The organism is Planotetraspora silvatica, from assembly GCF_016863315.1.
Classification (GTDB): Bacteria; Actinomycetota; Actinomycetes; order Streptosporangiales; family Streptosporangiaceae; genus Planotetraspora; species Planotetraspora silvatica.
In genome coordinates this window covers 305,621-324,934 of sequence record NZ_BOOQ01000003.1, presented here as the reverse complement: position 1 = coordinate 324,934, position 19,314 = coordinate 305,621, and the positions used below count along the sequence as shown (strand labels likewise).

Here is a 19,314-nt window from a genome sequence, read left to right as displayed (position 1 = left end):
GAAGCGGGTCGTGGAACCGTGATGCGGGTCTTGCGTGCGGGCGCCCGGGGGCGTCCGCCGTCTGGCAGGGTGGTGCGTACCGTCCGCCCCGACTGCCTTTCGGGGCGGGCGGGTCTGTGGGTGCTCAGCCGCGCGGCGTGTGGTCCTTCCCGCCGCGGGCCGGCAGGCGCAGCCGCCGGAGGGCGGCCGGCAGAGTGAGCCGGGGCAGGACGGGGACCGTCCGGCCGCCCGGCAGGTTCAGTCGCAGCGGCACCGGTCTCAGCCGGAGCCTGGCACCACCCGCGAACGGCGCGCCGAGGGCGGCCAGCAGTCCAAGTCCGGCCCCTGCGGGCACGGCGTAGCGCAGGGCGCTGGGCGGGTCCGCGGGAGTGGTGCCGGCCGCGGTCGTCAGGATCGCCGTCCCGCCGTCGAAGGTGGCGCTGTTGCTCGGGGTGGGACTGGCGCTCGGGGTGGGGCTCGCCGCGGGGGTGGCGCTCGGGGGCGTGGTACCGGTGCCCCCGGAGTCGCTGCCGGTGCCGGAGTGGGAGGGGGGCGAAGCCGGCGGCTTCCAGTCGGCCAGTGCGGCGGCGGCGCTGCCGGCCTGGGCTCGCAGCGTTTTGGACAGCGGGGCATAGCCGGGCGGCAGTTCACCGGGGTTGGGCCCGGTGACCTGTCCGGCGCCGACGGCGTACCGGAGGAGCTTGGCGTAGTCCTTGCGGGCGGCGGCCGCGAGCTTGGCGGGCCGTGCGGCGGCGTACACCACCTCGGTGAGCGGGTAGGCGTTCTTGGCCTTCGTGGTGTCCGGGCTGACCGTGCGAACGCCACTGCTGGTGCTGCTCGCGGTGGCCACCGCGGCGGTCAGGGTCGTCGCGGTGGGTGCGACGAACGCGCCGGAGGCGTTGCGCAGTTTCGCGGTCTGCAGGCCGTACCGTGCGGCGGAGGCCACATCGGTGATGGTCAGCATGAACCGCTGGCCGACGAGTTGCGGGCCGGTGGACTTCCAGGCGGGCGGGCTGGCGAGGGCGTCCCAGCTGGACTTCCACAGGGTGTCGGCCCGGCGGGTGGAAAGGGCCCCCGATTGCATGTCGTCCACATACGGATGGAAGTCGGTCATGCACTGCGGTTCGGTGGCCCCGCTGGCTGACGGAATGGTGCACCAGGGGTCGCTCTTGGGGTAGTCGTCGCGGAGCGGATCGAAGGCGGTGCCGATCGGGTTGATGTCCGCGTTGGTGCTGTAGTACGGGTTGACCTGCATTCCCCACTCGTCCGGGGCGCCCGCCAGGAACTTCCGGGCGTCCTTGTCCGACTTGATCCATTCCCACAGCTGCCGGGCGCTGTCGGAGTGCCCGATGGCGGCGATCAGGTCGGTGTCGGTGCTGGGGTTCTCGGCGACGGCGAGATCGGCGAACTCCGGGTTGTGCTTGAGGAATTCAGGGTCGGTGATCAGGCCGGCCGGGTTGTCGAGCGCCCATTCGTAGCCCTTGGCGGCGGTGGGCTTTCCGACGCCGCCGGAGAACTTCGTCACCACCGCCCCCCACGGCGAGTTGCGATACGACTCGGTGAGCAGTTTGGCGACCAGTCTCGGGGTGAGGTTGATCGACTCGACCTTGGTGCCGGACAGGCTCTTGACCGAGTCCGGCGCCGACGACCTCACGTTGCGTTCGATGTTGAATCCGATGACGACGCCTGAGACCGCGACCGGCGCGTAGGTGGTCTTGTCGCTCGGGGCGGTGGTGCCCTCATCCGACCCCAGTGCGCGGGTGGTGAAGGTCAGTCCGCTCTTGCCGTCCCCGATGAGCCGGGCACGGGCGTCGGGCTCGCCGAGCTGCGTGTAGCCGTAGACGGTGCCGGTCGCACAGAGCGCCGCCTGCCAGCTGGACATGGCGTCGGACATGAGTTCACTGCCGGCCGTGACGCGTTCGGCGGAGCCGAGGGCACAGTTGATGCCGATCGGATTGAAGCCGAGCTTGACCGCGATGCGGTTCTTCCAGTTGGTGGAGGAGACCGGGGAGCCGGCGTTGACCTGGGTGTGGTCGGCGTACGGCTGGCCGTCCACGTCAAGGTGACCCTGCGGGACGATGACCAGCCAGCAGGCGCGCGGGGCGGTGACGCCGGCCTTGGTGACGGGCGCGCCGCAGCCGAGGTGCGGCGCCTCGTTCGAGGTCTGCACCTCGAAGAACTCGCTGCCCGTCCCGTCCGCACCCGTCCGGCCGAAGTCGATCTCGTTGGTGGTGTTGTAGTTGTACAGCGCGTTGTTCTGGGTGCCGCCGGTGATCAGGGTCCCGTCCACGGACTTGAACGGAACCTCGCCCAGTTGGCCGGGGACGGGACTGTACCCGTACGTGTCGTCCATGCCGTAGTTGGTGGGATCGGCACTGTAGGTGACGACCCGGGTGTCGTCGCGGGCGTTGCCGGGCCAGGAGGTCCGGTTGGTGGTCGGCGAGGCGCCGTACTCGCACTGGGTGCGCGACGGGCCGGGGTTGCCCGGGACCGTTCCGTCGTCGTCGCCCCAGCACTGCATGATCTGGACGAAGTCGGTGTTGAAGTAGCTGCCGGCGAACGTGGTGGGAGTGCCACCGGTCCAGGAGACCTGGACGGCCTGGTTGGTGAGGTTCTTCGTCTGGCTGACGGTGAACTTCATGCCGGCGAACTCGCCCCGGCCGGACACGGTGACCGCCGAGCCGGTGGACGGACTGACCGCGGCCGCGGCGGGTTGAGCCGCCTGGGCGGCGGCGGCGCCGAACAGGCCGCCTATCGCGGCTCCGGCGGCGAGGCGCAGCGTGAGGCCGCGCAGCCGGGCGAACCAGCTGTTTCCGGGATTGAGGGTGCCCATGATTCGCCTACTCACGCCGACGGGTTCTTCTGGGAGCCGAGCATCCGGGCGACGACGGCTGGTAACAGGACCAGTCCGAGCACGGCCAGCACGGCGAGCAACATCAGGGTCTGGGTGCCGCTCCAGCCGGTCTCGGCGGCGACGGTGACGGGGTCCGCCAGAACGACCGTTCCGTCCGTGGCCGTTCCGGCAGGGGCGCCGGTGGCGCCGCCCGACGTCGTCGGATTCTGACCGGTGACGGGGTCGACCGCGCCGGCCGCGCCGCCGGGCGTCGTCCCCCCGGTGCCGGGCTTGTCGTCGGTGCCGGGCGTGCCGCCGGTCGTCCCGCCGGAGCCGCCCGGCGAACCAGACGTCCCCCCGCCGCCGGAGCCGCTCGCGCCACCGCCGGTGGTGCAGGAATCGGCGCCCTTCTTGTCGCAGGCGCTGGGGAAGGGGGCGGTCTTCGCGAGCTTGTTGCTGCCGTCGGAGCTGAACGTGGGGTTGTTGCAGCCCTTGATGTTGATGTTCTGGGCAGCCACTCCCGGGATCCGGCGGATCTGGTCGAAACCGGCTTGGACCAGGTTGATCGGCAGCGGTGAGTAGCCGAGATCGGGCGCCTTCTGCTGCCCCTGGCACATGAAGTAGTACGCGAAGGCGCCGAGGGTCTTGCCCTTGGCAGTGGTGAAGATCCCCTGCACCTTCAGCGGAAGAATCATGTACGAGTAGCTGGACAGCGTGTAGTTGCGCCGGTCGTCGTCCGTGTAGACCTTCGACAGGTCCTGGGTGAGGTAGTCGGCGGAGTTCTTGTTGGGGTTGATCTTCGCCTTGAGTAGCGAGACGGCGACGTTCGAGGGGGTCGGCAGGGTGTAGTACCCCGCGTGGTTGAGCACCTTGGCGACCGGGAAGTGCGCGTTGAGCGCGTAGGAGTAGTTGACGTATCCGATCGCGCCCTCGCCGTAGCCCTGAGCGACGTAGCCGGCCACCCCGAGGTCGCCGGACTGGGCGATCATGCCGGGGACGGTCGGGAAGTAGGACGTCTCACCGCAGGCGCCGGCGCGGCCCACCCGCTTGCAGTACGCCTGCCACAGCGCCTTCTGCTGGCTGGCCATCCACAGGGTGAACTGGGCGGTGGAGCCCGAGCCGTCCGAGCGGACCACCGGCACGATGGTGCGGTGCGGAAGCTTCAAGCTTGGGTTGTCCGCGGCGATGGCGGCGTCGTCCCAGTAGGTGACGGCCCTGGTGAAGATCTTCGTGAGCACGTCCCCGGACAGCCGCAGGCTGGTGACCCGCTTGCCGCCGATGGTGAGGTGGTACATGAACGCCGTGCCGCCGGCCACGATGGGCATGTAGGCGTAACTGCCGGACGCCGGGTTCTCGGGGGCGGAGCCGTCGGTGGGGTGAGTCTGGAACGGGATGTCGGAGACCGCGAAGTCCGTGGTCCCGCTGAGGAACTGACGGCGGCCGTCGGAGGATCCGGTGCCGGCGTAGCTGATCCGCATGCCGTACTGGTTGACGTCCTTGCGCCACTGGTCCACGGCATTCTGGGCCCAGGTGGAGCCGGCGCCGGCGACCGGCGTGTAGCCGGCCGCGGCGGCGGCCGTCCCGGCGGACCCGAGCAGCACCGAGGCGAGGACGGACAGCAACGCGGTGAGCAGGCCGACGGTGCGGGCGGCGGCGCGGGGGTGGCGGGGCATCAGAGGTTCTCTCCGGTACGAGGATCGGTGCCCGCGCTCGCGGACGCCTCGCGGAACGGCAGGGACAGGGCGGGGCTGCGGAGTTTCGCGAACCGTTGTGCGTCGCGCTGGGAGGCGCGCGCGGCGCGGCGCGCCTTGCGCTTGGTCTGCTGACCCGGTCCGCGGCCGCCGATCACGCGGGCGATCGTGAAGAGCACCAGGACCAGTGCCATGAGAACCACCGCCGTGCCGAAAGCGCGGGCGATCATGGCGGGTTCAGGAGACTTGACGAAGGTGAAGACCGCCAGCGGCAGCGACACCATCGGTCCGTGCAACGGGTCGGCGTTCAGCCCCGTGTTGTATCCCGCGGTGAGCAGCACCGGAGAGGTCTCTCCGATACCCCGCGCGGTGCCCAGGATGACGGCGGTGGCCAGTCCGGAGCGGGCGGTGGGCAGCACCACATGCCAGACGGTGCGCCAGCGTGAGGCGCCGAGCGCCTCAGCCGCCTCGGTGAGGTTTCCGGGTACCAGTCGCAGCACCACATCGGCGGCGCGGATCACGATCGGCAACATCATCACAGTGATCGCGAAGCCGGCCGCGAGGCCGGACTTCTGCTGGCCCAGGATGAGGATCCAGGTGGCGTAGATCATCAAGCCGGCCACGATCGACGGCAGCGCCGTCATCGCCTCCACGATCGTGCGTACGAAGCGGGAGAAGCGGCCGCGTATCTGGTTGAGGTACACCGCGCAGGCCACACCGAGCGGAACGGTGATCACCAGCGCGATCGCGATCATGATCAGGGTGCCCAGGATCGCGTGGTCGATGCCGCCGAGCGTCAGCGGGTCCAGCGGGCCGGCGTTCTGCATGTCCTGGGTGAAGAAGTTGGGATGCGGCAGCGCCTCGCGGCCGCGCCACACGGTGAAGCCGATGACCAGGACGAGAGCGGTGAACAGCAGCGCCGCCGCCGACCACAGAACCACCGTCATCACCCGGTCGCGGACCGCCGGGCCGTCGTGCTCCAGACCGACCAGTACGGCGTAGATCACGAGGAAGACGAGGTACGCGGTGACCACGAAGCCGAGGGCCCCGGAGAGCGGGGCGATTCTGCCGAACAACAGCAGAGCGACGCTCAACCCGGACGCCCCGGCGCCCCACAGCGCCAGCACGTCGGATCGGGTGTTGCCGCCGACCCGCCGCGGCTGCTCGGGGGTCTCCGGGGCGGGCTCGCGGGACGGGAGGACGGTGGCGGGCACCGTCGTGGGCTCGGTCGTGACGGCTTCGGGCGCTTCCTGGATGGCGGTCATGTCACGCCTCGCTCTGCGCGCCGGACCGGGAGCGCGCCACGATCGTTGAAGCCGTGAAGTTGACCGCCAGCGTGAGTACGAACAGCGCCAGGCCCGCCGCCATCAGTGCCGACATGCCGAATTCGGAGGCGTCGCCGTAGTGCAGTGCGATCAGCGAGGACACCGAGTTGGTGCCGGTCTGCAGGATGTGCGGCTGGATGACGAAGACCGGAGAGATGATCAGGTAGACCGCGATGGTCTCGCCGAGCGCCCGGCCGAGGCCCAGCATCGTGCCACCGATGATTCCGCCGCGGCCGTACGGGAGCGTCACCGAGCGGATCATGCCCCAGCGAGTCGCGCCGAGCGCGTACGCGCCTTCCCGCTCGCCCGCCGGGGCCTGTGAGAAGACCTCCCGCATCACCGAGCACTGGATCGGCGTGACCATCAGCGCGACCACGATCCCGGCGACGAAGGCGGAGGCGGTGTACACGCTGGCGGAGGCCAGCGGCTGGCCGGGCTCCGTGCCGTCCACCTTCAGCAACGGGATCCAGCCGAACCAGTCGGACAGCCAGCGCGACAGGGTGATCACATGCTGCTGGAGGAAGAACAGCCCCCACAGCCCGTACACCACGGAGGGCACCGCGGCCATCAGGTCCACCATCGAGATCAGAGTCCGGCGCAGCCTTCGCGGCGCGACCTCCGAGATGAACAGCGCAGTGCCGAGAGCGAGCGGCAGCGAGACGAGGACGGCGACCATGGCGATCAGCAGCGTCCCGGTGAGGACGGCGGCGATGCCGAAGTCGTGCACATCAGGCTGCCACGCCGCGGTGGTGAGGAAGGAGAAACCGGTCGCCTTCAGCGCCTGAGTGGCTCTGAGCAGCAGGAACACCCCTACCGCCGCCATGATCGCCAGTACGGCGACCCCGGCCGCCGTCAACTGGTACCGGAAGATGCGGTCACCCAGCCCACGAGCGGCGTTGAGCCGGCGTGGAACGTCGTCCGGCTGCCGGCCCCCTCCCCAGGGCCTGCCGGGCACCGCGTCTGCGGAAGTCATGCGCGCTCTCTCCCCACGTCCGATACGCGAGCGATTCGCGCCGCGCCGAGGGTGATTGAACAGTCGGTCAATGTCTTGGTGCGCATGATGAGGTGACCGGATGATGAACATCGGACATTCAGGAGATAGTGGTTGATCGGTATACAAAATGACTAATATTGTCCATTTGTGTGGTTAGTGCGCGTCAAGCCTCACACGCCACGATCCTGCCGACTCCGCGCCGATCCATCAGACGAGTTCTGCACTGGTCGCAGTGGCGCCGCCGCCACCGAACCCGAGCTCGCCGATCCCGCTACCAGCGCAGATCCCAACCATGATCTGAAAATGTCACTGGTGCGCTAGGGGAGGCCGGCCTGCGCGGTGAGGATCCCGAGCGCCTGCTGGAGCGCGGCGACCTGATCAGGAGCGAGGGCGGCCGTGAGCTCCTCGTCGAGGGCGCGGGCCGCGGCCGCGCATTTGCCCAGCAGTTCACGGCCGTGCCCTCCCGCTCAGCGTCGTCGCGCTGGTGATGCTGGTGAGCGGAAGCTGCGCCGGGCTCGCCGCCTCCCGAGGCCGCCGCCCGGCGATCGTCTTCATCGCCCTCTACCTGGTCAGCACCGCCATCCAGCACCTCTGACCGCACACGGCCCCGCGGCCGGGGGCTCGCAGGGTCGGGAGCGACCTCGGGTCCCGCGTGTCACCCGCGTTTACGGGCCTCCGCCCGCATCTTCTGGAACATCTCGACCGGGTCAGTTGTCAGCCGGGCCCGTGATCACCCGATATCAGCGCTCGTCGACGACCTGGCCGTTCAGAGCGGTGGCGTCCTTGGTGAGGGCCATGGCCAGCGGCGCCTCCGGGAAGGTGGGGAGGGCGGCGAGGGCGGCGCCCAGCTGCTCGGCGGTCTCCCAGTGCCAGGTGTCGGTGTAGGTGCCGTCCTCGAGCTGGACGAGCACGACGTGGGTGAGCCCGGGATGTCCCTCCCGGACGGTCGCGATCAGCGAGCTCCGGCGGGCCACGAACTCCTCCCGGTCGGCGTCGGCGACGGAGTAGCGGTGCGAGCGGACTGCGGACATGTCGGTTTCTCCTTCTGCGCGTGGGCGTGCGCGTGAACGGGGTCGGGGTCGGGGTCGGCGGCGGGGATTACCAGCTGCCGGCGATCTGCCGGATCGGGGCGTTCAGGCGGTTGAAGAGGTTGGTGACGGCGGTCATCAGCAGGATCGAGGCCAGCTGCTGCTCGTCGAAGTGGTCGGCGGCGTTGTTCCAGACCTCGTCGGAGACGGCGTCGGCGTGGTCGGCCAGCCGGGTCGAGGCCTCGGCCAGCTCCAGCGCCGCCCGCTCGGCGTCGGTGTAGTACGGAGCTTCGCGCCAGGCGGCGACCAGGCCGATGCGCTCGTCACTCTCGCCGAGCTTGCGCAGGTTCTTCAGGCCGGCGTCGACGCAGAAGCTGCAGCCGTTGATCTGGCTGGCCCGCAGATGGATCATCTCCATGAGCTCCTGGGGGAGGCCCTGCGACTGAGCGGCCTTGATCAGCTCCTGGATCGGCCGCATCGCGGCGGGGATGATCGTGGCGGGGTTCTTCATCCGGGCTTCCATTGCGTTTCCTTCGTCTCGGTTCGTGTGAGATCAGATTGACTGCCCGGATTGATACATTCGCTATGCGCGCACGATGCGTGGCGATGGAGGGACGATGCTGCGCTTCACCCTGCTCGGCCCCATCCAGATGATCGTCGACGGCGAGCCGCTGACGGGCATCGCCCCACGTCACCGGGCCGTTCTGGCCTACCTCCTGCTCAATGCCGGCCGGGTGATCAGCATCGAGCGGCTGATCGACGCGACGTGGGGCCACGACCGGCCTGACACCGCCCGATCGCAGATCCATGCCTCGATCACCGCGATCCGCAAGGTGCTGCGTGGTGCGGGAGCCGTACGGCTCCTCGAGACGCGCGCCGGCGGCTACGTCGCGCAGCCGGAGCCCGGGCAGGTCGACGCGCAGGAGTTCACCGAGCTGGTAGCCGCCGGTGAGCTGCGCAAAGCCCTGGATCTGTGGAGCGGCGAGGCGCTGGAGGACGTGCACGCGCATTACGTCACCGGCGTCCGGGAGCTCTGGAACGACCGGCGGCTGTCGGCGTACGAACGCCTGGTGGAGGGCGAGCTCGCCGCCGGGCGGCACAACGATCTGCTCGACGAGCTCGCCGCCCAGGTGACCGCCGACCCGCTCCGCGAGAAGCTCAACGGCCACCTCGTCCTGGCCCTGCACCGGGCGGGGCGGCAGGCCGACGCCCTGGCCGCGGCGCGTTCTTACCGTACGGCTCTCGCAGACGAGCAGGGCCTCGACCCCGGGCACGCCTTCACGGAGTTGGAGCGGGCGGTCCTGGCCGACGATCCGGCCTTGCGCCTGGCCGACGCGGCACCAGTGAGTTCGGGCCCGCCGCGTCGCTCCACCTTCCTGCCCTACGACATTCCCGATTTCTCCGGACGGACCGCCGAGCTGGAGCGGCTCGTGGGCGAGCACCACGGGTCGGCGGTCGTCACGATCGACGGCATGGCCGGGATCGGCAAGACCACGCTCGCCGTCCACGTGGCCCACCGGTTGGCCGCCCGCCATCCGGACGGCCAGCTCTTCATCGACCTGCAGGCCCACGCCGCAGGCAGGGAGCCGATCGACGCCGCCGCCGCGCTGGAGGCCCTCCTCCGCCAGCTCGGGGTGCCCGCCGACCGCATCCCGGTCACACTCGTCGAGCGGAGCGCCCTCTGGCGCGCCGCGCTGGCCGATCGGCGCGTGCTCGCCGTACTGGACAACGCCTTCGACGCCGAGCACGTCCGCCCCCTGCTGCCGGGGCACTCCGACACCCTCGTCCTGATCACCAGCAGACGGCGGCTCGTCGACCTGGACGGCGCCCACGCGCTGTCGGTCGACGTGCTGGGCGAGGAGGACGCCGCCGAGCTGTTCGAGCGGATCGTGGGCGAACGCGCTCACCACGAGCCGGACGCCGTGCGCGAGGTGCTGCAGCTGTGCGGGCACCTCCCGCTCGCCATCCGGATCTCGGCTGCCCGCCTCCAGCACCGCCCGCGCTGGACCGTGTCCTACCTGGCGGGCCGGCTGCGAGACCATCGCCGGCTCCTGGACGGGGTTTCGGCGGCCTTCGCCCTCTCCTACGAGCACCTGGATGAGGCCGAGCGGCGCATGTTCCGCCTGCTCGGGCTGGTGCCCGGGCGCGACATCGACCCGTACGGCGCGGCCGCGCTGGCCGGGATCGCGCAGGACGAGGCGGAGGAGCTCCTCGAAGGCCTCCTCGACGCCCACATGCTCCTGCAGCTCGAACCCGGCCGCTACACCTTCCACGACCTGCTCCGCGAGCACGCGCGCTCGCTCGCCGAGGACGATGACGCCGTCCTGCGGCTGCTCACCTACTACCTGCACCGCTCCCGCGCCGCGGTGGACCGGCTCTTCCCCGACAGCCTCAGTCAGCGCGAAGGCACCCCCCTGCCGGCCGCCCCGATCGCGCCCATCCGCGACGCCGAACATGCGCTCGCCTGGCTCGACGCCGAACGCTCCAACATCATCGCGACCGCCGTCCAGGGACCCGAGATCTGCCTGGGCATACTGGCCCTGACGATGCGCCCCTATCTCGACCGGCAGGCACACCACGACGACGCGCTCACGCTCCACACCCTGGCGCTCCAGCGCAGCCGCAAGCTCGGCCACCTCCACCGCGAGTTCGAGGAGCGAGCGCTCGCCGACCTCGCGTGGACCTACTGGCGGCTCGGTGAGTACGGGCAGGCCGAGGAGCACGCCCACCAGGCCCTGGAGGCGTGCAAGCAAGCCGACGAACGGGCCCGGGCGCTGCTCACGCTGGGCAACGTGGCCCTTCGCCGGCGGCAGGACGCGCAGGCGGAGCAGTACCTCAAGCAGGCACTCGACCTCACCCGGATCGGCGCCGACACCTGGGGAGAGGCTCACGTGCTCGGCATCCTCGCCCTCGTCCTCGACCGGGCCGACCGTCCAGAGGAGGCCCGGCGCCATCTCGACCTGGCGCTGGCGCTCCACCGCAAGGTCGGAAACCCGGCCGGGGAGGCGGCGATCCTCAACCACCTCGGCGTCGTCCTCCGGCACCAAGGCGAGATCGCTCAGGCACGCGCCCGCCACGAGCAGGCCGCGGCCGTATACCGCAAGCTCGGCAACATCACCGACGAGGCGGCCGCACTCAACGGGCTGGCCGAGGCGGCGGACGACCCGGCCCGGGCGATCGAAGAGCACACGGCCGCGCTCGCACTCGCCGACCTGACGCGCAACCGGCCGGAGCAGGCGCGTGCTCACGACGGGCTGGCGCGCGCCCACCTCGCACTCGGGCACTCGGAGCAGGCCCGTGAGGATGGACGGCTGGCCCTCGGCCTTTACGGGGAACTCGGTGTTCCGGAGGCCGAGGAGGTCCGCACCTTCCTGGAGCATGCCGGAGAGTCCGCGAGGTAGGACCATCCGAGGCCGGGCAAGGACGGTGATCCGTCCATACTCTGAAGATCACTAGGATCGCCTAGTGATCTTCAGACGACGTCCGGCCGCAGCCCTGCTCGGGACGCTGGCCGCCCTCTCCTTACTTGGTGTGCCCCCCGCGCACGCCGACGAGACCACCCCGACGGAACCGCCCAAGGTCGAGCTGGTCCTCGACATCAGCGGCTCGATGCGGGCGCGCGACATCGAGGGCCACAGCCGGATCTCGGTGCTCCAGCAGTCCTTCAACGACGTGCTGGACGCGCTGCCCGCCGAGGCCCAGGTCGGCATCCGCGTCCTCGGCGCCACCTACCCCGGCAACGTCAAGGCCGTGGGCTGCAAGGACACCCAGCAGCTGGTGCCGATCGGCCCGATCGACAAGCTGGAGGCCAAGACCGCCGTGGCCACCCTGCGCCCCACCGGCTTCACCCCGGTGGGCCTGGCGCTGCGCGCCGCCGCTCGGGACCTGGGAACCGGCGAGACCACCCGCAGAATCGTCCTGATCACCGATGGCGAGGACACCTGCGCCCCGCCCGACCCGTGCGAGGTCGCCCGGGAGCTCGCCGCGCAGGGCACCCACCTGGTGGTGGACACCCTCGGCCTGACCCTCAACGACAAGGTGCGCAGGCAGCTCACCTGCATCGCCTCCGCCACCGGCGGCACCTACACCGCCGTCACCAGCAAGACCCAGCTGACGAACCGGATCAACCAGCTGGTGGACCGCGCCGCGACCACCTACACCCAGACCCCGGCTCAGGTGGACGGCACCGACAACTGCACCGGCGCCCCACTGCTGAACCCCGGCGCCTACACCGATCGGGAGCAGTTCCAGGAGCACCGCTGGTACCGGGTCCCGGTCCGCGACGGCCAGGAGTTGCGGGCCTCCGTCAGCGTCTCCCTGGACCGCGCGCTCAACCGCGACTACGGCGTGCTGCTGCGGGCCGTCTCCCAGGACGGCCGGGAGCTGGTTCGCGGCACCGACGCGGGCAGCGGCCGCACCGATGTGCTCTCCACCGGCCTGCGCTGGTCCGCCGAGCAGGACGCTCCCGACCAGACCGTCTGCCTGGTGGTCAGCAACTCCTTCTCCTCGCCCACCGCCACCAGCGCCGCAACGCCCGGTATGCCGCTGGAGTTGACCGTCGGCGTCGTCGACTCATCCCCCGCCCCCAACGGCCCGGACCTGGGCCGCGGCTGGGGACTGCTCGGCCTGCTGGCCCTCGCCGGTCTGGTGGGTGGCCTGCTCTTCGGCTGGCTGGCACGCTGGCGGGTCTCGATCTGGAGGGCGAACTGACGATGCGTACAACTTCCATCCGCCGCTGCGCCGGGGCGCTGTCCGCCGCCGCAGCCGCACTGCTGCTCTCCGCCGGTCCGGCGGCCGCCGACACCGCCTCTCCGTCGCCGTCCCCGTCGGAAAGCCTGGCGCCGGTGACCACGGCCGGATCCTCCTTCCTCACCGCGACCGCCGTCCAGCCCGGACAACCGGTGCAGTTGGCCGGCTCCACCGGCGACTACCTCTACTGGTCGTTCACCGCCGAGGCCGGGCAGACCGACAAGATCGCGATCACCGTCACCCTGCCGCCCACAAGCTCCCGGCACGGCGCATCCAACTGGGCCGTGGACGTCTTCGACGGGCTCCGCCGTCGCCAGGCCTGTACGGCGGGCGCCCAGACGCCGACCGCTGCGGCCGACGCCGCATCGGTCACTCTGGGCTGCACCCTGCGGCAGGTCCGCGCCTGGGCCGAGCCGTGGTCCGGCGACCCGCTGCCCGGCACCTACTACGTCCGACTGGCCGTCACCGGACTGCCTGAGCAGGACCTGGGCCTGCCGATGCAGGTGGCGATGCGGATCACCACCCATGACAGCGACGACATCCAGCCGGAGGGCGGCGAACTCAAGGCCTCGCTGACCCAGCCGGTCACCGCCGGCACGGTACTGACCTCGGCGCCGCCGGTCGTGGCCGAGGAGAAGAAGGACACCGGCTGGAACTGGGACTGGCTCCCCGACCTGTCGGCCCGCTGGGCCTGGACCGCCATCGGCGGTGCCATCGCGGCCGTCACCGGCGTCGGCGGCTACAGCCTCACCCGGCATCCACGTCGGCGCATCTCGAATCCCGACGGCTTCAACCGCCTTTCGCCGACTACACGTCAAGATCATCCCGTGAATATCACGTGAACGACGGCCGAGGCCTCCTCAAGGCGGCCTGCGGCCGACTCGCTGGGGGGAGGCGCATGATGGCGGTCATATCGCACTCCTGTGTCACTGCGCCCAACCGTGTGCGATGGACGGGCGTCTCATGGGGTACGAACCCCTCCCCCCAGCCCCCCTGGAGCAACCATGGCCGACGAGCCGGACACCTTCCACATGGGGCAAGCACCAGAACCAGTCACTGCGCCCTCGAAGAATGACATCTCGTGGTTTGGCATCATCATCTGCGGAGCGGTCGCTGACTCTCCTGGTCACCGCCGGCGTCATGATCGTCACCAACCGCGAGGACACGCAGACCCCGTGCGACGGGGCGATGCGCCTCGTCCAGCAGGTGAACGACGCTGCGCCGCATCGAAGCGGCGTGCGCGTAACCCCCGGTATACGCCAAGCCCGGCGATTCGGCCGGGCTCGATGCGGAGCAGGGGGCGACAATCTGTTCCCATCGGCCGGCCGCGGGCAGTGGTCACGCGGCGGCCGAAGGGTCCTTCCTGGTCAGCGGAGAGCGTGGGATTCGAACCCACGAGACCGGTCACCCGGCCTAGCGGTTTTCAAGACCGCCGCCATCGTCCACTAGGCGAGCTCTCCAGATGACGCCCGCGAAGACGTCATGCTGCACCATACTCTCTCACCGCCTGTGTAATCCCCGCGACCGCATATCAAACGATCTTCCCCGGGCATCCGCGGTGGTGAGAGCGCCTACAGCTGGTCGGGGATCTCAGAGAACCTGCGCTCCCCCAGCGCGTGCGGCCCGGCGAAGCCGTCGCCCACGCTGGCCGCCAGCTTCAGGTACGCCTCCCGTGTCGCCTCCTGGAGCCGCTCGAGGTCGATCTCGGCGCCCTCCTCCAGGTGAGGGTCGTAGGGCACCCGGATGACGGCCCGGCATCGAGCGGTGAAGTGCGCCTCCAGCCTGTCCAGATCCACGGTCGACTTCGACCGCGGCCGGACGCTGCACAGCACCACGGTCGCCGCCCGCACCAGGTCCCCGTAGTTGTGAGCCTCCAGCCAGTCCAGCGTCGCGGAGGCCGCCCGGGCACCGTCGACGGACGGCGAGCTGATCAGCACGATCTGGTCGGCCAGCCCGAGAACGCCGGACATCGCGGAGTGCAGCAGCCCGGTCCCGCAGTCGGTGATGCAGATCGAGTAGAAGTTCTCCAGCACCTGCGAGACGGCGGCGTAGTCCTTCGCGCTGAACGCCTCGGACACCGACGGATCGCGGTCCGACGCCAGGATCTCCAGCCTCGACGGAGCCTGCGACGTGAACGCCCTTATGTCCACGTACCGCTTGATCTGCCCGCGCTCGTTGAGCAGGTCGCGTACGGTCGCCGCCGTCTCAAGCTCGACCTTGTCGGACAGGGTTCCGCGGTCAGGGTTCGCGTCGACGGCGATCACGCGGTCGCCGCGCACCTGGGCCAGCGTCGCACCCAATCCCACCGTCGTGGTCGTCTTGCCGACGCCGCCCTTGAGGCTGAGCACGGCCACCCGGTGGTGCCCCGTCGCGACGGGCGTCCTGGCCCGGTTGACCAGCTCGCGGCGCCGCCGTACCTCTGAAGGCTCGCCCGGCTTGATCCAGCCGGCCGACGCCTTGTAGACGAGCCGGCGCCAGCCGCCCTTGGGAGCGTTCCTGCGGCCCTTGAGGAGGCTGACCGGATCGAGGCTGTCCGCCGACGGCTTGTTGCCCGCGACGGACCGCGACGGAACGTTGAACGCCGCCGGCGGCGGCGGAGCCTGACGGCGGCGCGCCTCGTACTGCGGGCGATCGTCGGTGTCGACCCCGTCACGCTCGTACGGCCGGCGCTCGTCGACGGCCAGATCCTCCCGGAGGGAGCCGGAGAACGGGTCGTCCTTGACCGGGGGCTTGGGCTCCACCACCGGAGTCGTGACGTGGAACGTCGCGTCCGGGCCTGCGAAGCCGTCCGACCGCTCCGCGGGGAACAGCCGATCCGTCCGGAAGGAGTGCTCCCCCGAGACCGCGGCGGAACGGTCCGGCGCGAACGGATCCGCCGGAGCGGCCTCTCCGGGGAAACGCTCCCCAGGGAACCGCTCACCGGGGAAGCGCTCGGGACGTGCCTGCTCGCCTGTGAAGGACTCGGCGCGCAGGGCCTCTCCGGGGAAGGACTCGAAGTGGTCCTGCGCCGCGGCCCTGTCCGCGGGCAGCCGCTCGGGCATGCTCGGCCACTCGGAGGGCGCGGCCCTCTCCACCGAAGGACGTGAATCCGCGGGCTCCGCAGGTGCGATCGGTACGGCCGGCTCCAGCCAGCCCCGCAGCGGTTCCTCAGCTCCTGAAGCAGTCGCCGAGGCGGACGTCGAGGAAGAAGGCGACTCCCCAGCGGGCGCGGGAGATTCGGAAGCCGCACCGCCCGGCTTGCGGGTATCGGCGTCGGCGAAGGCGCCCAGGCTGAAGGAGTCGGTGTCCGCGGGAGAGTCGTTGAAGGCGCCCTTGCCGAAGCCGCCCCCGAAGCCCGATCCCGAGATGGACTCCTGGTCGCTGCCGGACGGCTTGGTCGTCCCCATCGCGTCGACGTCCTCGCGGGGCGCGGCCCGCTCGGTGTCCTCCTCCGTGGGCGCTCCGGCGAGGGCGCCGCTCAGCGCGGACGTCCGGAACGCGGACCCGAACGGGTCGAACGGGTCGATGGCCGGCTCGGCCGGGCGTTCCGGCGATTCGGCGCGGTCACCCCGAGTGGCCGGCTTCGGCACGACCTCGACGGGCAACGCGGCGGACCCGAGGGCCGGTTCGGCCGCGGAATCCTTGCTGCCGATGTCCTCACCGGGCGGAGCGGCCACGGCGGCGTCGTCGGCCACGGCCACGGACGCGGAGCCGTACATCGAGTCGACCGCGTTGCGGAACAGCGCGCCCGACGCGGGCTCCGACGGGACGAGGCTCCACGGGTCCTGGGGGTACGGCGAAGGGGCCTCGCGGCCTGCCGGCTGGGCGGGAGGAGCCGCGGGGGAAGACGCGCCGGGAGACGCGGCGGACGCAAGGGTCGCGGAAGTGACCGCGCTCACCGCGATCTCCACCTCGTCGGGCATTTCCTTGATCGCGTCCAGCCATGCGAGCTGGTCCTCTAGAGAATGAGGATCCTCTCGATCATGTCTCGCCACCGTGTACCCCCTCGGGATGGGCTAAAAGGGCAGCAAACACATTGGAGATTAGCGTCCCGTATTACGCTGAATGCGGGCAACCGTTGAGTTCGACCGCCACGCTACTTTAGGTGACATGCGTGCGATTGTGATTTCCGAGCCCGGCGGACCCGACGTCCTGGACTGGCGAGAAGTGCCCGATCCGCGTCCCGCCGCAGGTCAGGTCGTCATCGACGTGACGGCGTCCGCGGTCAACCGGGCCGACATCCTCCAGCGGCAGGGCTTCTATCCGCCTCCCAAGGGCACCTCTGACATCCTCGGCCTCGAGTGCTCGGGCGTGATCGCCGAGATCGGCGACGGCGTCGAGGGGTTCTCCGTCGGCGACCGGGTCTGCGCGCTGCTCGCAGGCGGAGGGTACGCCGAGCGCGTCGCCGTCCCGTGGCAGCAGGTCATGCCGGTCCCCGAAGGGCTCGCACTGGACGTGGCCGCCTCCCTTCCCGAGGTCGCCTGCACAGTCTGGTCGAACGTCTTCATGACCGCCAGACTGCGCAAGGACGAGACCCTGCTCGTCCACGGCGGCGCGAGCGGGATCGGCACCATGGCCGTCCAGCTTGCCAAGGCGTTCGGTTCGCACGTGCTCGTCACCGCCGGGTCCGACGACAAGGTGCAGCGCTGCCTCGACCTGGGTGCGGACGAGGGCGTGAACTACCGGGAGGAGGACTTCGCCGAGAAGTTCAAGAACCGGGCCGACGTCATCCTGGACATCATCGGCGCCAAGTACCTCCGCCAGAACGTGGACGTGCTCAAGATCGGCGGACGGCTGGTCCTCATCGGCATGCAGGGCGGAACGGTCGGCGAGATCGATCTCGGCAAGCTGATGGGCAAGCGGGCCTCGATCTCCGCGGCCGGTCTGCGCGTACGCCCGGTCGATGAGAAGGGCGTCATCTGCCGCGGCGTCGTGACCAACATCTGGCCGCTGATCAGCGCCGGAGCGATCCGTCCGGTGGTGCACGCGGAGGTCCCCATGGCCGACGCCACCGAGGCTCACCGCATGCTCGAGGCGAGCGAGCACATCGGAAAGATCCTGTTGGTCCGGTGAGCTAGGTTGGATCGCGAGAGCAGGAAAGCGAGCCTGGCCGCTCAGCGAAGCAGGCCGCCGGCGGCCGGCACGGGGCGGGGCGAGCCAGGAAGCGAATCAGGAGTGGTAATCGACCCATGAACGCAGACGAGAGCACCCCACAGATCGTGGTCGTGGGGCCCGAGGGCCTCTCGGTCTCCGGCGACGGCGGCAAGGAGAGCGAGCAGGAGGAACGGTCCGTCGCCGAGCTCGTCGAGCAGCCGGCGAAGGTCATGCGGATCGGCAGCATGATCCGTCAGCTTCTCGAGGAGGTGCGCGCGGCCCCCCTTGACGACGCCAGCCGCAAGCGCCTCAAGGACATCCACCAGAGCTCCATCAAGGAGCTGGAGGACGGGCTCGCCCCAGAGCTCGTCGACGAGTTGGAACGGCTTTCGCTCCCCCTCACCGACGACAACGGCGCCCCCCCGAGCGACGCGGAGCTGCGGGTCGCTCACGCCCAGCTCGTCGGCTGGCTCGAGGGCCTGTTCCACGGCATCCAGACCACCCTGTTCGCCCAGCAGATGGCCGCACGGGCGCAGCTGGAGCAGATGCGCAGGGCGCTTCCCGGCGGCATGACCCAGCAGAGCCCCGACGAGGCGACCCACCGCGGCGGCGGCCCCTACCTGTAGGGCTTTCGCCCGACGCCCCCGAACACGTCAGAACAGATCCTCAAGAATCCGGGCGACTCCGTCGTCGTTGTTGGCCGCCGTCACGTGATCGACGGCGGCCAGCACGTCCTTGTGGGCGTTCGCGACGGCGTACGACGTGCCGGCCCAGGTCAGCATCGGCAGATCGTTGGGCATGTCCCCGAAGGCGACCACGTCGGCCGGCTTGATCCCCAGATCGCCGGCGAGCGCGGCCAGCGCCGTGGCCTTGGTCACTCCGTAGGCGCTCATCTCGATCAGCCCCCGCCCACTCGAGTGGGTGGGCGTCACGAGGTCTCCGACGACGTCGAGCGCCTTGCGCTGCAGGTCGTCCGGATGCATCGACGGATGCAGGGCGAGCAGCTTGGCGCACGGCCGCGAGGTCAGCGTCGACGTCTCCACCCGCTGCCCGTTCACCCTCTGAGCGTCCCAGCCGCCCACCGGGAAGTCCGACTCGTGGGCGAAGCCCTGTTCGTACTCGACGGAGAACGCGAGGCCGTCGATGTGGTCCCGCAGCCGCCGGACGGACTCCTCCAGGACGTGAGGGGCGATCAGGTGGGACTCCACGATCACCTCGGTGTGGAGGTCGTAGACGAGGGCTCCGTTGGCGCAGATCGCCAGCCCCCGATGTCGTACGGCTCCCGCGACGGCGTGCATCCAGCGGGGCGGCCGCCCGGTGACGAAGACCAGCGTGCCGCCGGCCTCCTCCACTCGCGCGAAGGCGGCGGCCGTCCGAGCGGAGACGCTGCCGTCGGAGTGCAGCGCGGTGCCGTCGAGATCCGTGGCGACGAGACGAGGGCTGGTCATGACGCGTTCCAGTTTGCACGCTGTTATGCGTTGGCACACCTTCGAGGGGTGCCTGGAAGAAGAAATCTCACCCAGAGATGGAACACCAACGCGCGCCATAGTGTTAGATGTGATGGCGTTGTATTAGCTGTTCCCGTAGCGAAAACCAGCTTGACTGTTATGAGCCACCCGGGGAGCTGTGCGACACACCGGGG

Annotated in this window: 13 protein-coding genes and 1 tRNA gene; 5 read left to right on the top strand and 9 right to left on the bottom strand. The window is 70.2% G+C overall.

All coding sequences use genetic code 11. The annotated features are described in order from the left end of the window. Nucleotides 1-124: 124 nt before the first annotated feature. From Psi02_RS04755 to Psi02_RS04730, 6 genes are all read right to left on the bottom strand, one after another. Entirely contained in the window at nt 125-2,827 is a 2,703-nt protein-coding gene (locus Psi02_RS04755; RefSeq protein WP_203972183.1) for a hypothetical protein, read from the bottom strand. Then, nucleotides 2,824-4,485, bottom strand: a complete 1,662-nt coding sequence (locus Psi02_RS04750) for a phosphate ABC transporter substrate-binding protein PstS (protein WP_203972182.1) — start codon at nt 4,483-4,485, stop codon at nt 2,824-2,826. The genes Psi02_RS04755 and Psi02_RS04750 overlap by 4 nt, the downstream gene beginning before the upstream one ends. Next, nucleotides 4,485-5,768, bottom strand: coding sequence for a phosphate ABC transporter permease PstA (gene pstA / locus Psi02_RS04745; protein ID WP_203972181.1), 1,284 nt, complete (start codon nt 5,766-5,768; stop codon nt 4,485-4,487). The genes Psi02_RS04750 and pstA overlap by 1 nt, the downstream gene beginning before the upstream one ends. 1 nt (nt 5,769) lies before the next feature. Continuing rightward, complete coding sequence (pstC, locus tag Psi02_RS04740) at nt 5,770-6,801, bottom strand: phosphate ABC transporter permease subunit PstC (protein WP_203972180.1); 1,032 nt, start codon at nt 6,799-6,801, stop codon at nt 5,770-5,772. Nucleotides 6,802-7,562: 761 nt separating this feature from the next. Beyond that, on the bottom strand, nt 7,563-7,853 hold the full coding sequence (locus Psi02_RS04735) for a hypothetical protein (RefSeq protein ID WP_203972179.1): 291 nt from the start codon (nt 7,851-7,853) through the stop codon (nt 7,563-7,565). 67 nt (nt 7,854-7,920) lie between these two features. Next, nucleotides 7,921-8,373 (bottom strand): carboxymuconolactone decarboxylase family protein, encoded by a 453-nt coding sequence (locus Psi02_RS04730; RefSeq protein ID WP_203972178.1) that lies wholly within the window; start codon nt 8,371-8,373, stop codon nt 7,921-7,923. A gap of 94 nt (nt 8,374-8,467) precedes the next feature. Here Psi02_RS04730 and Psi02_RS04725 point away from each other — a divergent pair, with 94 nt between their 5' ends. The 3 genes from Psi02_RS04725 to Psi02_RS04715 all read left to right on the top strand — a co-directional run bounded on the left by Psi02_RS04725 (nt 8,468) and on the right by Psi02_RS04715 (nt 13,441). Continuing rightward, nucleotides 8,468-11,251, top strand: coding sequence for an AfsR/SARP family transcriptional regulator (locus Psi02_RS04725; protein ID WP_203972177.1), 2,784 nt, complete (start codon nt 8,468-8,470; stop codon nt 11,249-11,251). A 64-nt stretch (nt 11,252-11,315) separates the two neighbouring features. Further along, nucleotides 11,316-12,560, top strand: coding sequence for a VWA domain-containing protein (locus Psi02_RS04720; RefSeq protein ID WP_203972176.1), 1,245 nt, complete (start codon nt 11,316-11,318; stop codon nt 12,558-12,560). A 2-nt stretch (nt 12,561-12,562) separates the two neighbouring features. Next, complete coding sequence (locus Psi02_RS04715; RefSeq protein WP_203972175.1) at nt 12,563-13,441, top strand: hypothetical protein; 879 nt, start codon at nt 12,563-12,565, stop codon at nt 13,439-13,441. 529 nt (nt 13,442-13,970) lie between these two features. Here Psi02_RS04715 and Psi02_RS04710 read toward each other — a convergent pair. Next, nucleotides 13,971-14,059: transfer RNA gene (locus tag Psi02_RS04710), tRNA-Ser, on the bottom strand. A 111-nt stretch (nt 14,060-14,170) separates the two neighbouring features. Further along, nucleotides 14,171-16,501, bottom strand: a complete 2,331-nt coding sequence (locus Psi02_RS04705) for a nucleotide-binding protein (protein WP_239094606.1) — start codon at nt 16,499-16,501, stop codon at nt 14,171-14,173. 187 nt (nt 16,502-16,688) lie between these two features. On the opposite strand from Psi02_RS04705, the gene Psi02_RS04700 reads away from it, so the two are divergent. Both Psi02_RS04700 and Psi02_RS04695 read left to right on the top strand, forming a co-directional pair. Then, nucleotides 16,689-17,651, top strand: coding sequence for an NAD(P)H-quinone oxidoreductase (locus Psi02_RS04700; RefSeq protein WP_203972174.1), 963 nt, complete (start codon nt 16,689-16,691; stop codon nt 17,649-17,651). Nucleotides 17,652-17,767: 116 nt separating this feature from the next. Beyond that, a complete protein-coding gene (locus Psi02_RS04695; protein WP_203972165.1) occupies nt 17,768-18,298 on the top strand; it encodes a bacterial proteasome activator family protein in 531 nt (176 codons plus the stop codon). A gap of 27 nt (nt 18,299-18,325) precedes the next feature. Here Psi02_RS04695 and Psi02_RS04690 read toward each other — a convergent pair whose 3' ends face one another. Beyond that, the gene (locus Psi02_RS04690) at nt 18,326-19,120 is read right to left on the bottom strand and encodes an HAD family hydrolase (RefSeq protein ID WP_203972163.1); all 795 of its coding nucleotides are present in this window, start codon (nt 19,118-19,120) and stop codon (nt 18,326-18,328) included. Nucleotides 19,121-19,314: the final 194 nt, after the last annotated feature.

What these genes read in the sequence shown, in the direction of transcription:
- Psi02_RS04715 (WP_203972175.1), top strand. Translation starts at nt 12,563, where the DNA reads ATGCGTACAACTTCCATCCGCCGCTGCGCCGGGGCGCTGTCCGCCGCC.
- Psi02_RS04690 (WP_203972163.1), bottom strand. Translation starts at nt 19,120, where the DNA reads ATGACCAGCCCTCGTCTCGTCGCCACGGATCTCGACGGCACCGCGCTG.
- Psi02_RS04695 (WP_203972165.1), top strand. Translation starts at nt 17,768, where the DNA reads ATGAACGCAGACGAGAGCACCCCACAGATCGTGGTCGTGGGGCCCGAG.
- pstA (WP_203972181.1), bottom strand. Translation starts at nt 5,768, where the DNA reads ATGACCGCCATCCAGGAAGCGCCCGAAGCCGTCACGACCGAGCCCACG.
- Psi02_RS04735 (WP_203972179.1), bottom strand. Translation starts at nt 7,853, where the DNA reads ATGTCCGCAGTCCGCTCGCACCGCTACTCCGTCGCCGACGCCGACCGG.
- Psi02_RS04725 (WP_203972177.1), top strand. Translation starts at nt 8,468, where the DNA reads ATGCTGCGCTTCACCCTGCTCGGCCCCATCCAGATGATCGTCGACGGC.
- pstC (WP_203972180.1), bottom strand. Translation starts at nt 6,801, where the DNA reads ATGACTTCCGCAGACGCGGTGCCCGGCAGGCCCTGGGGAGGGGGCCGG.
- Psi02_RS04705 (WP_239094606.1), bottom strand. Translation starts at nt 16,501, where the DNA reads ATGCCCGACGAGGTGGAGATCGCGGTGAGCGCGGTCACTTCCGCGACC.
- Psi02_RS04730 (WP_203972178.1), bottom strand. Translation starts at nt 8,373, where the DNA reads ATGGAAGCCCGGATGAAGAACCCCGCCACGATCATCCCCGCCGCGATG.
- Psi02_RS04700 (WP_203972174.1), top strand. Translation starts at nt 16,689, where the DNA reads ATGCGTGCGATTGTGATTTCCGAGCCCGGCGGACCCGACGTCCTGGAC.
- Psi02_RS04750 (WP_203972182.1), bottom strand. Translation starts at nt 4,485, where the DNA reads ATGCCCCGCCACCCCCGCGCCGCCGCCCGCACCGTCGGCCTGCTCACC.